At 38.9% G+C, this 14,776-nt stretch carries 12 protein-coding genes; all 12 read left to right on the top strand.

The features are described 5' to 3' along the window. Positions 1-6 precede the first annotated feature (6 nt). On the top strand, positions 7-1,662 hold the full coding sequence (locus D0S48_RS05670; protein WP_151110587.1) for a DAK2 domain-containing protein: 1,656 nt from the start codon (positions 7-9) through the stop codon (positions 1,660-1,662). Positions 1,663-1,875: 213 nt separating this feature from the next. Further along, positions 1,876-2,538 (top strand): L-serine ammonia-lyase, iron-sulfur-dependent subunit beta, encoded by a 663-nt coding sequence (gene sdaAB / locus D0S48_RS05665; protein ID WP_144538019.1) that lies wholly within the window; start codon positions 1,876-1,878, stop codon positions 2,536-2,538. Between the two features lie 11 nt (positions 2,539-2,549). Then, complete coding sequence (gene sdaAA / locus D0S48_RS05660; RefSeq protein ID WP_144538020.1) at positions 2,550-3,449, top strand: L-serine ammonia-lyase, iron-sulfur-dependent, subunit alpha; 900 nt, start codon at positions 2,550-2,552, stop codon at positions 3,447-3,449. Further along, complete coding sequence (gene recG, locus D0S48_RS05655) at positions 3,439-5,487, top strand: ATP-dependent DNA helicase RecG (protein WP_144538021.1); 2,049 nt, start codon at positions 3,439-3,441, stop codon at positions 5,485-5,487. The genes sdaAA and recG overlap by 11 nt, the downstream gene beginning before the upstream one ends. A gap of 97 nt (positions 5,488-5,584) precedes the next feature. Further along, a complete protein-coding gene (fapR, locus tag D0S48_RS05650; RefSeq protein WP_144538022.1) occupies positions 5,585-6,151 on the top strand; it encodes a transcription factor FapR in 567 nt (188 codons plus the stop codon). Between the two features lie 15 nt (positions 6,152-6,166). Continuing rightward, positions 6,167-7,162, top strand: coding sequence for a phosphate acyltransferase PlsX (plsX, locus tag D0S48_RS05645; protein ID WP_151110585.1), 996 nt, complete (start codon positions 6,167-6,169; stop codon positions 7,160-7,162). After that, positions 7,155-8,105, top strand: a complete 951-nt coding sequence (gene fabD / locus D0S48_RS05640) for an ACP S-malonyltransferase (RefSeq protein ID WP_144538024.1) — start codon at positions 7,155-7,157, stop codon at positions 8,103-8,105. Before plsX ends, fabD begins: the two co-directional genes overlap by 8 nt. Next, positions 8,098-8,844: a 3-oxoacyl-[acyl-carrier-protein] reductase gene (gene fabG, locus D0S48_RS05635; protein ID WP_151110583.1), complete on the top strand. Its 747-nt coding sequence runs from the start codon at positions 8,098-8,100 to the stop codon at positions 8,842-8,844. The genes fabD and fabG overlap by 8 nt, the downstream gene beginning before the upstream one ends. A gap of 115 nt (positions 8,845-8,959) precedes the next feature. Continuing rightward, positions 8,960-9,196, top strand: coding sequence for an acyl carrier protein (gene acpP, locus D0S48_RS05630; protein WP_093263354.1), 237 nt, complete (start codon positions 8,960-8,962; stop codon positions 9,194-9,196). Between the two features lie 177 nt (positions 9,197-9,373). Continuing rightward, positions 9,374-10,132, top strand: coding sequence for a ribonuclease III (gene rnc / locus D0S48_RS05625; RefSeq protein WP_151110581.1), 759 nt, complete (start codon positions 9,374-9,376; stop codon positions 10,130-10,132). Positions 10,133-10,135: 3 nt separating this feature from the next. Beyond that, complete coding sequence (gene smc / locus D0S48_RS05620; protein WP_151110578.1) at positions 10,136-13,690, top strand: chromosome segregation protein SMC; 3,555 nt, start codon at positions 10,136-10,138, stop codon at positions 13,688-13,690. Between the two features lie 13 nt (positions 13,691-13,703). Beyond that, complete coding sequence (ftsY, locus tag D0S48_RS05615) at positions 13,704-14,723, top strand: signal recognition particle-docking protein FtsY (RefSeq protein ID WP_151110576.1); 1,020 nt, start codon at positions 13,704-13,706, stop codon at positions 14,721-14,723. The last annotated feature ends 53 nt before the right edge of the window (positions 14,724-14,776 follow it).

Raw genomic sequence — 14,776 nt, 5'->3', positions numbered from 1 at the left:
AAAACAATGAAATCAATCAATGGTAATCAATTTGCAGATATGGTCAAGATGGGAGCACACCATCTTTTTCAAAACGCGGACTATGTCGATGCATTAAACGTATTTCCTGTTCCTGATGGTGACACAGGGACAAATATGAATCTTTCAATGACCTCGGGAGCTAAAGAAACTGCTGCCCACACGAGTGAGCACATCGGTAAAACTGCTCAAGCATTATCCAAGGGGTTATTGATGGGGGCAAGGGGAAACTCAGGAGTTATCTTATCTCAGCTTTTCAGAGGCTTCGGTAAATCTATTGAACAATATGCTACTTTGGATGCGAAGCAATTTGCTCAAGCTCTGCAATACGGCGTGGAAACTGCCTATAAAGCGGTTATGAAGCCGGTCGAAGGTACAATTTTGACTGTTGCTAAAGACTCTGCTAAAAAAGCAGTGGAAATTAGTGAAACAGTTACAGATATCCCTGAACTAATGGCAGCTGTTGTAGAAGAGGCAAAACAATCACTGAATAGAACTCCAGACCTATTACCTGTTTTAAAAGAAGTTGGGGTAGTAGATAGTGGTGGACAAGGCTTAGTATTTGTATATGAGGGCTTCTTAGCAAGCTTAAAGGGAGAAGAACTTCCTGAGAAAACGGTTAGTAACTCTATGGATGATTTGGTAAGTGCCGAGCATCATAAAAGTGTTCAAGGATTTATGGACACGGCAGACATTGAATTCGGATTTTGTACGGAGTTTATGGTTCGTTTCGAAGAAGGGAAAAAATCCTTTGACGAAAATGATTTCCGCAATGATTTAAGTGCATATGGAGATTCTCTATTAGTAATTTCTGACGATGAGATTGCTAAGATTCATATACACTCTGAAACTCCAGGTGAAGTATTGACCTATGGTCAGCAATATGGAGATCTTATCAAAATTAAAATTGAAAATATGCGTCAGCAACATACGGAAATAGTTGGTGAAGGCCATTCAGCTGAAGCTGCTGTAAAAAAAACTGAAGTGCATCCATATGCAGTGGTTACTGTTGCAATGGGTACCGGAGTTGCAGAATTATTAAGAAGCTTAGGTGCTTCAGCTGTAATAGAAGGTGGACAAACAATGAACCCTTCTACAGAGGATATTGTAAAAGCAATTGAATCGGTAGGAGCAGAGCGTGTATTAATCCTTCCAAATAACAAAAATATTGTAATGGCTGCAGAACAAGCGGCTGAAGTTTTAGGAATAGAAGCAGCTGTTGTGCCAACAAAAACGATTCCTCAAGGTATGGCTGCAATTTTGGCATTCAATGCTCAAGCAAGTGTAGAAGAAAACAAAAAGAATATGACTGCAGCATTTTCTCATGTAAAAACTGGTCAGGTTACCTTTGCTGTTCGTGATACGTCCATTGACGGCGTTGAGATTAAAAAAGATGATTTCATGTCTTTAGCAGAAGGTAAAATTATTCTTTCTCAGCCTTCTAGAGTCGAAGCAGCCACTAAGCTGGCAAATGAATTGATTGATAATGATTCAGAAATAGTAACAGTTATATACGGCGAAGATGTTTCTGAAGAAGAAGCAGGCAAGTTTGCTGCTTATATCGAAGAACAATTTGAGGATGTTGAAGTAGAACTTTATAACGGTAAACAACCGTTATATCCATATATCTTATCGGTCGAATAAAGAAGAGCAACTCCGCGTGGGAGAAATCCCACGCGTTTTTTTAAGATGTGAGGGTGTAATTATTAAAAAAATATTGCTCACATTTACATCAAAGTCTGTAGAAAATCATCCTTTAACAAGCGTGAGTATTGTATCTCTTTCGTACAATACTTTTGTTTAAACATCCCAATAAGTGTAAAATAGAATTATTAAGATGAAAGAGAGGTCTGTCAATTGAAATTCAAGTCTGTTTTTGACATAATTGGACCGGTTATGATTGGACCATCCTCTTCTCATACTGCTGGAGCAGCACGTATAGGGCGGGTGGCAAGAGATTTATTTGGAAAGCAACCTACATGGGCAAAAATCCATCTTTATGGTTCCTTTGCCGAGACATATAAAGGACATGGAACTGATGTCGCAATTATCGGCGGCTTACTTGATTACGACACTTTTGATGAGCGGATTAAAACTGCGTTTAGTGATGCAGAAAAAGTTGGCTTATCTTATGAGTTTATCCCTGAGACAGGACATACCGAGCATCCAAACACAGCAAGGATTGTGTTAGGAGACGACGAGCGAGAAATGTCGATGGTTGGTATTTCTATTGGTGGAGGGAAGACAGAAATAACTGAACTTAATGGTTTTCCATTAAGGTTATCCGGCAACTTAGCTGCTATATTAGTAGTTCATGAAGATCGTTCAGGATGTATTGCAAGCGTTGCCAATTGCTTGGCAAAGTATGATATAAATATCGGTCATATGGAGGTTTCTCGAAAAGAGAAAGGGAATATGGCCTTGATGGTTATTGAAGTAGACCAAAATGTGAACGAGGATATATTAGAAGAACTTAAGACCTTGCCGAATATAACCAAGGTTACAAGGATAGTAGATTAAGGAGGGGTACGATGGAAGTCTTATTTCGGAATGTGCGTGAATTAGTAGATAGAGCTAACAAAGAAAATAAGCTGATATCTGAAATAATGATCGAGCAAGAAATTCTTATGACAGAACGCACCCGTGAAGAAATTTTAACACAAATGGATCGTAATCTAACGGTTATGGAAGAAGCTGTAGAGAAGGGACTTAAGGGAGTTCATTCAACTTCTGGGTTGACTGGAGGAGACGCGGTACTTTTACAAGCTTATATGCAAAAGGGGAACTCTCTTACAGGAGAGTTAATGCTGGATGCTGTAAGTAAAGCAGTGGCAACCAATGAGGTAAACGCGGCAATGGGTACTATCTGTGCAACACCTACAGCTGGATCTGCAGGTGTTGTGCCAGGAACTTTATTTGCAGTCAAAAATAAATTAAATCCAACTCGTGAACAGATGATCCGATATCTTTTTACTGCAGGTGCATTCGGATTTGTCGTAGCTAACAATGCTTCTATATCTGGAGCTGCGGGTGGTTGTCAAGCAGAGGTAGGGTCTGCAGCGGGTATGGCCGCAGCCGCTATTGTAGAGATGGCTGGTGGTACACCGGCACAATGCTCAGAAGCATTTGCTATTACACTAAAAAACATGCTTGGATTAGTTTGTGACCCTGTTGCCGGATTAGTGGAAGTACCTTGTGTGAAGAGAAATGCAATGGGTGCCTCTAATTCTTTAGTGGCAGCAGATATGGCTTTAGCCGGGGTTACTAGTCGAATACCATGCGATGAAGTAATAGATGCTATGTATAAAATAGGTCAAACAATGCCAACAGCATTAAAAGAAACTGCTCAAGGAGGATTAGCTGCTACACCAACAGGAAAATGGTTAGAAGCAAAAATCTTTGGTGGGGCTGTGGTCAGCAGTGGAAAATAAGGTAGACGAATTAGTTACCTCTTTAAAGGGTGTTGGAAGTGGGACTGCTAAGGCGTTAGAAGAGTTAGGGATTATCACATTAGAGAATTTAGTGATGACCTTCCCTTATAGACATGAAGATTTTCGATTAAAAAACTTAGCAGAAACAGCTCATAATGAGAGAGTAACAGTGGAAGGAAGGGTCGAAAGTGAACCTTCTCTTCTTTTTTTAGGAAAAAATAAATCCAGATTGCAGGTTCGTTTGTTGGCTGGACAGCATCTGATTAAGGCAGTATTTTTTAACCAAGCCTATTTGAAATCTAAAATTACACCAGGATCTGTAATCACGGTTACTGGCAAGTGGGACAGAGGGCGTCAGGTTATTAATGTCTCTACCTTTTCTGCAGGGCCGAAAACGGACCAACAGGATTTTGAACCTGTCTATTCGTTAAAAGGGTCCATAAGCCAAAAGATTTTCAGACGATTCATGAGACAAGCTTTAGATGAGTTAAAAGGGTATATTATGGACCCTTTACCGGAATCTATCCGTTCCGCTTATAAACTACCCGAAATAGTAGAAGCTCTCGAGGGGATACATTTTCCTCAGGATGCCAATCATTCAAAAAATGCAAGAAGACGGTTTGTTTATGAGGAATTACTTAACTTTCAACTAAAAATGCAGGCGATTAAGAAAGTCCGAAAAGAGCAAAATGTTGGGAATAGTATTGCTTTTGACAATGACCGATTAAAAATCCTCATTGAATCCTTACCTTATGAGCTAACGGATGCTCAAAAGAGAGTGGTCAATGAGATTTGTCGAGATTTGAAGGAGCCACATCGTATGAATAGACTTTTGCAAGGGGATGTGGGATCTGGAAAAACAGTCGTGGCCGCTATTTGTTTATATGCAATTATTACTGCTGGATATCAAGGAGCTTTGATGGCGCCAACAGAGATTCTTGCAGAGCAGCACGCGGCTTCCTTAGATGCATGGCTCGCTCCGCTTGGAGTTAGAATTGCACTTTTAACGGGATCTACCAAACAAAAAGCAAGAAGAATTGTATTGGAAAATTTAGCAGAAGGTAATATTGATTTGCTCATAGGTACTCATGCATTAATCCAACCTGAAGTTTCTTTTAAAAAGCTTGGTTTGGTTATAACCGATGAGCAGCATCGTTTCGGTGTAGAGCAAAGAAAAGTATTAAAGGAAAAAGGAGAAAATCCTGATGTACTTTTTATGACGGCAACTCCTATTCCACGAACTTTAGCGATAACAGCATTTGGAGAAATGGATGTTTCTATTATCGATCAAATGCCAGCTGGAAGAAAATCAATTGATACACATTGGATGAAGGAGGACCAACTTCCTAAACTAATTAGTCGGTTGAAAAAAGAACTAGCAAATGGTAGACAAGCCTATATTATTTGTCCACTAATTGAGGAGTCTGAAAAACTAGACGTTCAAAATGCTGTCGATGTTTACAATATGATGTCATATGAACTTGGTAAAGATTACACTGTTGGCTTAATGCACGGTCGACTTCACTCCGATGAAAAGGATGAAGTGATGAGAGAATTCACGGATGGAAATATTCATGTGTTAGTTTCTACAACAGTTGTGGAAGTAGGAGTAAATGTTCCTAATGCTTCGTTCATGATTATTTTTGATGCAGAACGCTTTGGACTTGCTCAACTGCACCAACTTCGCGGAAGGGTAGGACGTGGAGAGCATCAATCTTATTGTATACTTCTTGCAGATCCTAAAACAGAAGAAGGAAAGGAACGCATGATGTCTATGACGGAAACTAACGATGGATTCGTTTTGGCAGAAAAAGATTTAGAACTTCGTGGACCTGGGGATTTCTTCGGGAAAAAGCAAAGTGGCTTACCTGAATTCAAAATTGCCGATTTGGTTCATGATTATAGAGCTTTAAATACAGCTAAAATAGATGCAGAACGTCTACTAGAATCTGAGCATTTCTGGAAATCGGATGAAATGGAAGGTCTTCGAAACACTCTGATAAATTCAAAAGCATTGGATGGAGAAAGGATTAACTAAAAAGAATGCATGGATGATGTGAAATCATTCCTTGCATTCTTTTTTTAATGTTTATATACTGATATTAGTACCAAGTGCTAAAATGGCGGTGAATAGCTTGAAATATACGAAAAAAGAAAGACAAAGGCTTTTATTAGAAACTCTAGATAAAAATCCTTTTATAACGGATGAAAATTTAGCATCTACCTTTAAAGTGAGTGTGCAAACTATTCGTTTGGATCGAATGGAGTTGTCCATTCCTGAGTTGCGTGAGAGAATTAAGTCTGTAGCTGCTCATAATTTTGAAGAAGAGGTTAAATCACTCCCAATCGATGAAGTGATTGGAGAAATTATAGATATAGATTTGGATAAGCAAGCAATATCCTTGTTGGATATAACACAAGACCATGTTTTTGCTAGAAATGGTATAGCTAGAGGACATCATCTATTTGCCCAAGCAAATTCATTGGCGGTCGCGGTCATTAACGATGAGCTGGCTTTAACGAGAAAATCCAACATTACATTTGTGCAGCCAGTGAAGGCTGGAGACCGAGTTATAGCAAAAGCTGTAGTTCTTTCCAGTGATCCTGAAAAAAATAGCACACTTATTAAAGTCACAAGCAAGGTAGAAAATGAAACAGTGTTTGTTGGCGAATTTAATATGTATCGAGAAACTATGACTTAAAAAAGGTGATTAAAAATGAAAATATCTATAGATGCAATGGGCGGAGATAACGCCCCTCATGAAATAGTTAAAGGGGTCTATGAAGCTTTAGAGGCTTTCGACGATCTAGAAATTATAATGTTTGGGGACGAGAATAAACTAGAAACGCTTGTAACTAAGCATGAACGCTTGAAGGTTGTCCATACAGATGAAGTGATTGAAGGAACAGATGAGCCAGTGCGTGCCATCCGTAGAAAGAAAAATTCCTCTATGGTCAAAATGGCAGAATCGGTCAAAAACGGTGAAGCGGATGCTTGTGTTTCTGCTGGTAACACAGGGGCACTGATGGCAGCGGGACTATTCATAGTCGGCAGAATTGACCAAGTAGATCGTCCGGCATTGGCTCCTACTCTACCAACTATTGATGGAAAAGGGTTTGTAATGCTTGATCTTGGTGCAAATGCAGATGCAAAGCCCGAACATTTGCAACAATTCGCAGTAATGGGAAGTGTCTATGCGGAGAAGGTTCGTGGGATTTCTAATCCGCGCGTTGGTCTTTTGAATATTGGAACGGAAGATAAAAAGGGAAATGAGCTAACGAAAGCCGCGTTTACACTTTTGAACGAGACCCCTGTTAATTTTATAGGCAATATAGAAGCTAGAGATTTATTGTATGGTGTGGCGGATGTCGTGGTAACAGACGGATTTACAGGCAATATGGTATTAAAAACGATTGAAGGTACAGCAGCAGGGATATTTACTTTATTAAAAGAAGCTTTTAATACTTCGACAAAAACTAAAATCTCAGCATTGCTTGTAAAGGATCAACTAAAAGTATTAAAAAATAAATTGGACTACTCAGAGTATGGTGGAGCAGGGCTTTTTGGCTTAAAGGCTCCTGTTATCAAGGCACATGGTTCTTCTAATGGACGTGCGGTATTCCATGCGATTAGACAAGCGCGAACAATGGTAGAAAATAATGTTTCCGACATTATCTACACAACATTACGAAAGGAATCCTCCAATGACTAAAATAGCTTTTATATTTCCAGGACAAGGTTCCCAGACGGTCGGGATGGGGCAACAGCTAATCGAAAGTAACAGTGAAAGAAAGAAATTTTATGAACTAGCAGATCAAAAGTTAGGGTTCTCCCTATCGGACATCATGTTGAATGGTCCAGCTGAGGAACTTACTAAAACTTATCACGCACAGCCGGCGTTACTAACAACAAGCATAATGATTGCAAAATCTCTGATTGACATAGGTATTACGCCAGATTATACTGCTGGTCATAGCTTAGGTGAATACTCTGCGTTAGTAGCATCTGGAGCACTTAGCTTTGAAGATGCAGTTTCGCTAGTTCACCAGCGTGGTCTTTATATGAATGAAGCTGTTCCGGCTGGAGAAGGGGCCATGGCTGCAATATTAGGCCTCGAAGCTTCTTTGTTAAAAGAGGTCACGCAGGAAGTTTCAAACAATGGAGATATAGTGCAAATTGCAAATCTTAACTGTCCTGGTCAAATTGTTATTTCAGGAACAGCGGCAGGAGTAGAAAAGGCTTCTGCTAAAGCGAAGGAGGTAGGTGCTAAAAGAGCAATCCCCTTAGCTGTAAGCGGGCCATTCCATTCCGAATTAATGAGACCAGCTGCACATAAACTAGATGCAGCAATTGATTCTATTAATCTTTCGGATGCAATACCTCCAGTTATTTCAAATGTTACAGCCTTGCCAGTAGAGAAGGCTGCAGATATGAAGGATCTATTAGTGGAGCAATTGTATTCTCCAGTCCGCTGGGAAGAGTCTATTCGACAAATGCTTGATCTTGGTGTGGATATATTTATCGAATGTGGCCCTGGTAAAGTATTAAGTGGTCTAGTCAAAAAAGTAGATCGCTCTGTTGCTACTTATTGTGTTTATGATGAGGCTTCCATGCAGCAAGCGATTACTGAAATAGGAGAGGTTATCAATGGGTAAATTAGATGGTAAATCCACAATTGTCACAGGTGCATCTCGAGGTATTGGTAAGGATATTGCTCTTTACCTAGCAAGCGAAGGAGCAAAGGTAGCGGTAAATTATAGTGGAAGCAAAGAAAAGGCAGAAGCCGTAGTGAAAGAAATTCAATCGCGCGGTGGTGAAGCCTTTGCTATTCAAGCAAATGTAGATCAAGCTGAGGATGTCCAAAACTTAGTCAATCAAACCATAGAAACCTTCGGCTCCATTGATATTTTAGTTAACAATGCTGGCATTACTCGTGATAATCTACTGATGCGTATGAAGGAGCAAGAGTGGGATGATGTTTTGAATACAAACCTAAAAGGTGTGTTTCTCTGTACGAAGGCTGTTACGAGACAAATGATGAAACAGCGCAAAGGGCGTATTATAAATATAACTTCAATTGTCGGGGTATCTGGAAATGCTGGACAAGCCAATTATGTAGCTGCAAAGGCGGGTGTAATAGGTTTAACAAAATCCTCTGCAAAGGAATTAGCTTCCCGTAATATTACAGTTAACTCAGTTGCTCCTGGTTTTATCACAACTGATATGACTGATGCTTTACCTGAAGATATCAAAAAACAAATGCTTAGCCAAATACCTTTGGCAAAATTCGGTAATCCTGAAGACATTGCTAACGCGGTAGCATTTTTAGCATCAGACGATGCTAGTTATATTACTGGGCAAACTATCCACGTCAATGGCGGCATGTATATGTAATGCCAGACGGAACTTAAGTAAGCACTATCTGATTTAGAATGTATTATATTTCATGTGAAATAGCCTTTCATAGACAAGAAGTTTTTTGTATAATCATTGAGGGGAGGTGACAAATGTGTCAACAGTTTTAGAACGTGTAACTAAAGTTATCGTAGATCGTCTTGGAGTAGACGAAAGCGAAGTAAAATTAGAAGCATCCTTCCGTGATGATTTAGGTGCCGACTCACTAGATGTAGTTGAGTTAGTAATGGAGCTTGAAGATGAGTTCGATATGGAGATTTCGGATGAAGATGCTGAGAATATTTCAACTGTGGGTAGCGCAGTTAGCTATATTGAAAGCAAACAAGGCTAATATTAAATAGTCACATTTTTATATAGTTGCTCTATATACGAAGGTGGATAAAGTTAAATAGCAACAGAGACGTTTTTTATTCTTCCGAATAAAAAGCGTCTCTATTTCTTTTTGCACATTGCTTTATAAACAGGTAAACTTAAACAGATAGATGTTAAGTAAGAAAGGCAGATCAGGATGAAAGTAAATAGAAAAAACAACCACCCTAAAAAAACGGGGTTCCCAGAAAGCGTTAAACAACAGTTCCAAAAATTTCAAAATCATTTTGAAATCCAATTCAATAATCCGACATTATTGTATCAAGCCTTTACCCATTCATCCTATGTGAATGAGCATCGACGTAAGTTTTTCACCGATAACGAACGCTTAGAGTTTCTTGGAGATGCCGTATTAGAATTATCGGTTTCTCAGTACCTATTTCAGCAATATGAGGTAATGAGTGAAGGTCAGCTTACTAAGCTTCGCGCAGCTATTGTATGCGAGCCTTCTTTAGTTGTATTTGCCAATGAATTAGGATTTGGTAAATATGTATTGCTTGGTAAAGGAGAAGAATTAACCGGCGGGCGTGAAAGACCGGCACTTTTAGCAGACGTGTTCGAAGCATTTATCGGTGCATTATATTTAGATCAGGGATTAGAGGTAGTCGTTTCTTTTCTAGAAAAGATTGTCTTTCCTAAAATCGAAGTCGGTGCTTTTTCGCATGTGATGGATTATAAAAGCCAGCTACAAGAAGTAATTCAACAAAAAAACAATGGTACACTTAGCTATGAAATTGTAGAGGAAAAAGGTCCGGCACATAACCGTACCTTTGTTTCACGTGTTATTTTAAATACTAAAGAACTTGGCGTCGGTATAGGACGTTCTAAGAAAGAGGCAGAGCAGCAAGCTGCCAGACTGGCGATACTCGCAATAAAGGATCAAGAACAGGAGGAATAATCGTTGTTCCTTAAGAGATTAGAAATTATTGGATTTAAATCATTTGCTGACAGAATTGGAATAGATTTCGTTCCAGGGGTAACAGCAGTGGTAGGTCCAAATGGTAGTGGGAAAAGTAATGTAACGGATGCTATCAGATGGGTACTAGGGGAACAGTCTGCAAAGTCGCTACGTGGAGCAAAGATGGAAGACGTAATCTTTGCAGGAAGTGATTCTAGAAAGGCATTAAACTTTGCAGAAGTAACCTTAATACTAGATAATTCTGATAATCGCGTCCCTCTTGATTTTGCTGAAATCAGCGTAACAAGAAGAGTTTATCGTTCTGGTGATAGTGAATATCTTCTGAACAAGCAACAGTGTAGATTGAAGGATATAACAGATTTATTTATGGATTCAGGACTTGGAAAAGAAGCGTTCTCTATTATTTCTCAGGGACGAGTGGATGAGATATTAAACAGTCGTCCAGAGGACAGAAGAACGATATTCGAGGAAACAGCAGGTGTTCTAAAATACAAGCAACGCAAGAAAAAAGCAGAATTCAAACTTATCGAAACCGATGACAATTTAAACCGAGTGCTCGATATTCTTCATGAGCTAGATGGACGAATGGAACCTCTGAAAATTCAATCCTCATTGGCTTCTGATTATTTAGAGATGTCTACGGAACTAAAGGATATTGAAATAGCGGTCATTGCTCATGATTTAAATCTTTTTAAGCAGGAAAGTGCAGAGCTACATAATCAACTTCAGCAAATAGACGAACAGAAGAAGCTTCTTCTAACGCAGGTTAGTGAGGCAGAAGCTGATATTCTTACTGTTAGAAGAATTATTGGTACAACTGATGAAAAGCTAGATAAAGATCAAGGGGAATTACTTGAAGTAAGCTCTGAGCTAGAACGTTTAGAGGGAAGAAAACTGCTACTTGCCGAGAAAAAACAGAATGCAAGTCAACAAATATCACAGCTTAAAAGAGCTTTGGAAGAAGAAAAGACCAAGCTGCAAACATTTGAAAAGCAATTGGAAGAAAACGTAGTATCCAGTTCTGAGAAAAAAATATTATTAAAAGAACTAAGAGCAAAGAAACTTCAAATAGACCATGTACTTAGCAAATCGGCCTCCGAAGTAGAAGAAGAAATCGAAAACTTGAAGGGCTCTTACATTGATTTGTTAAACGAAGAAGCAACGATGAAAAATGAAATGAAGCATATGGAACAGCAGCTTCAATTTGAACTAGTTTCTTCAGAAAAAATGGTAGAGGATTACCGTGAGATTAAAGATGAGCTCGAAAAGCTTACAAATAGAAAAAAAGAGATAGAGAAGCAGCTAGAAACTTGTCAAAAGAATTTGGCGCAAAAGGTGCTAGACTTTAAATCTAAACGAGAAACCTCTGATAAATTAGAGGCCTCCTATGAAGAACAACAGTCAATGCTTCAAAAAGCCTATCAAATGAAGCATCAAATGCAGGCAAGAAAAGACTCTTTGGAGGAGCTTGAGTCAGAGTTTTCCGGATATTTCCAAGGAGTTAAGGAAGTACTGATGGCTCGCGACAAAAAAGAACTAAAAGGGATTCATGGAGCAGTTGCGGAACTAATTCAGATTCCATCGGATTATATGAATGCAATTGATACGGCCATAGGCCAGCAATCGCAACATATTATTACAGATACAAGTCAAGATGCTCGACTGGCAATTGAATGGTTGAAAAAGAAAAGGGTGGGAAGAGCTACCTTCCTTCCATTACAGGTTATGAAGTCTCGTAAATTAACGGAGCAAGCATTGGCCCCTATTAAACAGCATCCATCATTTGTAAATACTGCTGATATGCTAGTGAATTATAATCCTGATTATAAAATTATTATCGAAAGCCTGCTAGGAAATATCATTATAGCGACTGATCTAAAGGGTGCTAACGAAATGGCAGCCCGATTACAATATCGATATCGTTTTGTAACGTTAGATGGAGATGTAGTAAATGCTGGCGGTTCCTTGACTGGGGGTTCCGTGAAGCAGCAGTCATCCGTCTTTACTAGAAAAGCTGAGCTAGAACAATTGAATGACAAGCTAGTGGAGCTACAACAATCTGTTCTACAAGCCGAAAAATCCGTTTCCTTTAAAAGGCAACAGGTTCAGCAACTGAAAATAGAGCTAGAGGAAGCTCGTCTATCCGGAGAAGCATTGCGCGAGGAAGAGCATAAGCTTTTATCAGAAGACAGAGAATGTGTGGCAATTATTTCTCGGCTGACCAATCGATTATTAGAGTTTGACGAGGTGCAGACTGAAAAAAATCACCTACATGAGGATTTAGTCCGCAAAAAAGAACAAACAGCTAAACGTAGTGCAGAAATTAATGAATCATTAAATTCCATTCAGCAAACAATTGATCAATTGCAATTATTAAAACAACAGTCGATGCAGGAAAAAGACCAAGTACAAAATGAGCTTGGTGAACTTTTATCCTCTATTGCTGTAGTCAATGAACAAGTAAATCAGCAGGACAAAGAAAAGAAACAACTGGAACAAGAGATTCAAACTTGTTCACAAAAAATCGGTACATTAGAAAAAGAAATTAGCTGGTTTGAAAATGATGATCAGTCTGGACCGTCACCGGAAGAAATCAGTCAAATGATTATAAACTTTAAAGAGAAAAAAGATTATTTGATTGATCAAATCAAAACTGACAAAGAGAAAAGACTAGTACTTTCTCAAAAAGTTAATGATTCCGAAAATCATCTAAAGCAACTTCAGCAGCATGTAAATATATACGCCAATGATGAGCGTACATTAGAATTAAGGCTTGGAAAGCTAGAAGTAGAATCTAACTCGCTTCAAAATCAACTAGAAGAAACATATGAATTAACTTTAGAAGAAGCAAAACGAGATTACCCATTTAATATGGATGAGGAGCTTGCTCGTAAAAAGGTCAAATTGTTAAAGCGTTCTATTGAAGAGTTAGGTCCTATTAACTTAGGGTCTATACAAGAATTTGAACAAGTAAGTGAACGCCATTCTTTCTTGACTGAACAACGGGAAGATTTGCTTTCTGCTCAAGAGACACTTCATGAAGTCATTAAGGAAATGGATGAAGAAATGACCATCCGTTTCGAAACTACCTTTAATGAAATTCAAAGGAATTTTAAAGTGGTATTTAGACAATTATTTGGTGGAGGACAGGCAGACTTAGTGTTAACGGATCCTAGTTCAATGCTTGATACTGGTATAGATATCGTGGCGCAGCCACCAGGCAAAAAGCTCCAAAATCTTTCTCTCTTATCTGGTGGAGAGCGTGCGCTAACAGCTATTGCCTTATTATTTTCTATCCTGCACACACGTCCGGTTCCATTCTGTATTTTGGATGAGGTGGAGGCTGCACTGGATGAAGCTAATGTAACTCGCTATAGTGATTACTTGAAGAAATTTAGTCATGATACGCAGTTTATCGTTATTACTCATCGCAAGGGCACTATGGAGGGAGCGGATGTCCTGTATGGAATCACTATGCAGGAATCAGGAATATCCAAGCTCGTTTCTGTAAAATTAGAAGAAGAATTAGTAACTTAAAAGGAGTTTAACTATGAGCTTTTTTAAAAAAATGAAAGAAAAGATGTTAGGTTCTACACCAGAGGCGGAAGAAACAGTCTCCATTACCAATAAATTTAAAGAAGGTCTATCGAAAACACGAAATCAGTTTACTTCTAAAGTAAATGACTTAGTAGCAAAGTATCGTAAGGTCGATGAGGATTTCTTTGAGGAATTAGAAGAAATTTTACTTCAAGCAGATGTTGGATTTGAAACAGTAGTGGAGTTAATGGACAAACTCCGCTTTGAAGTTCAACGAAAAAACATCAAGGATACAGCTGGTATTCAATCGGTTATTTCAGAAAAATTGGTAGAAATTTATGAAGCTGGAGATAAAGATTTAACAGAGCTTCAGCTAGAAGAAGATGGGTTGACTGTTATTCTTTTTGTAGGAGTAAATGGAGTAGGAAAAACTACGACCATTGGCAAGCTTGCACATCGATTAAATAATGATGGCAAGAAAGTTATGCTTGCTGCTGGAGATACATTCCGTGCGGGCGCAATCGATCAGCTTCAGGTATGGGGAGATCGTGTAGGAGTAGAGGTTATTAAGCAGGCGGAAGGATCGGACCCTGCTGCTGTTATGTATGATGCAATTCGAGCTGCAAAGACAAGAAAGGCGGATGTCTTGATTTGTGACACTGCTGGTCGCCTACAAAATAAGGTCAATTTAATGAATGAATTAGAAAAGATCCATCGTGTCATTTCAAGAGAAGTACCAAATGCCCCTCATGAGGTATTATTAGCTCTAGATGCCACTACAGGTCAAAATGCGCTTGTTCAAGCTCAAACTTTCAAGGAAGCAACAAATGTTACCGGAATTGTTTTAACAAAGCTTGACGGCACGGCTAAGGGCGGTATAGTACTTGCCATTCGTAACAAACTGCATATTCCAGTTAAATTTGTTGGTCTGGGAGAGCAAATGGATGACCTTCAGCCTTTTGATGCAGAGAAATACGTATATGGATTATTTGCAGAAGGCTTAGAGTTAGAAGAAACAACAGAAGACAAGTAATTTTACTTGACAGTTAAAGACTCTGTTTATAAACTATAAGATGAACCATTACA

The organism is Psychrobacillus sp. AK 1817 (genome assembly GCF_008807035.1).
GTDB classification, from domain to species: domain Bacteria; phylum Bacillota; class Bacilli; order Bacillales_A; family Planococcaceae; genus Psychrobacillus; species Psychrobacillus faecigallinarum.
Note: the sequence above shows the minus strand (reverse complement) of the source record. Positions and strands in the feature narration are given on the sequence as shown.

Coding starts and splice junctions, on each gene's coding strand:
- D0S48_RS05670 (WP_151110587.1), top strand. CDS start 7: ATGAAATCAATCAATGGTAATCAATTTGCAGATATGGTCAAGATGGGA.
- sdaAA (WP_144538020.1), top strand. CDS start 2,550: ATGGAAGTCTTATTTCGGAATGTGCGTGAATTAGTAGATAGAGCTAAC.
- plsX (WP_151110585.1), top strand. CDS start 6,167: ATGAAAATATCTATAGATGCAATGGGCGGAGATAACGCCCCTCATGAA.
- fabD (WP_144538024.1), top strand. CDS start 7,155: ATGACTAAAATAGCTTTTATATTTCCAGGACAAGGTTCCCAGACGGTC.
- fabG (WP_151110583.1), top strand. CDS start 8,098: ATGGGTAAATTAGATGGTAAATCCACAATTGTCACAGGTGCATCTCGA.
- rnc (WP_151110581.1), top strand. CDS start 9,374: ATGAAAGTAAATAGAAAAAACAACCACCCTAAAAAAACGGGGTTCCCA.
- ftsY (WP_151110576.1), top strand. CDS start 13,704: ATGAGCTTTTTTAAAAAAATGAAAGAAAAGATGTTAGGTTCTACACCA.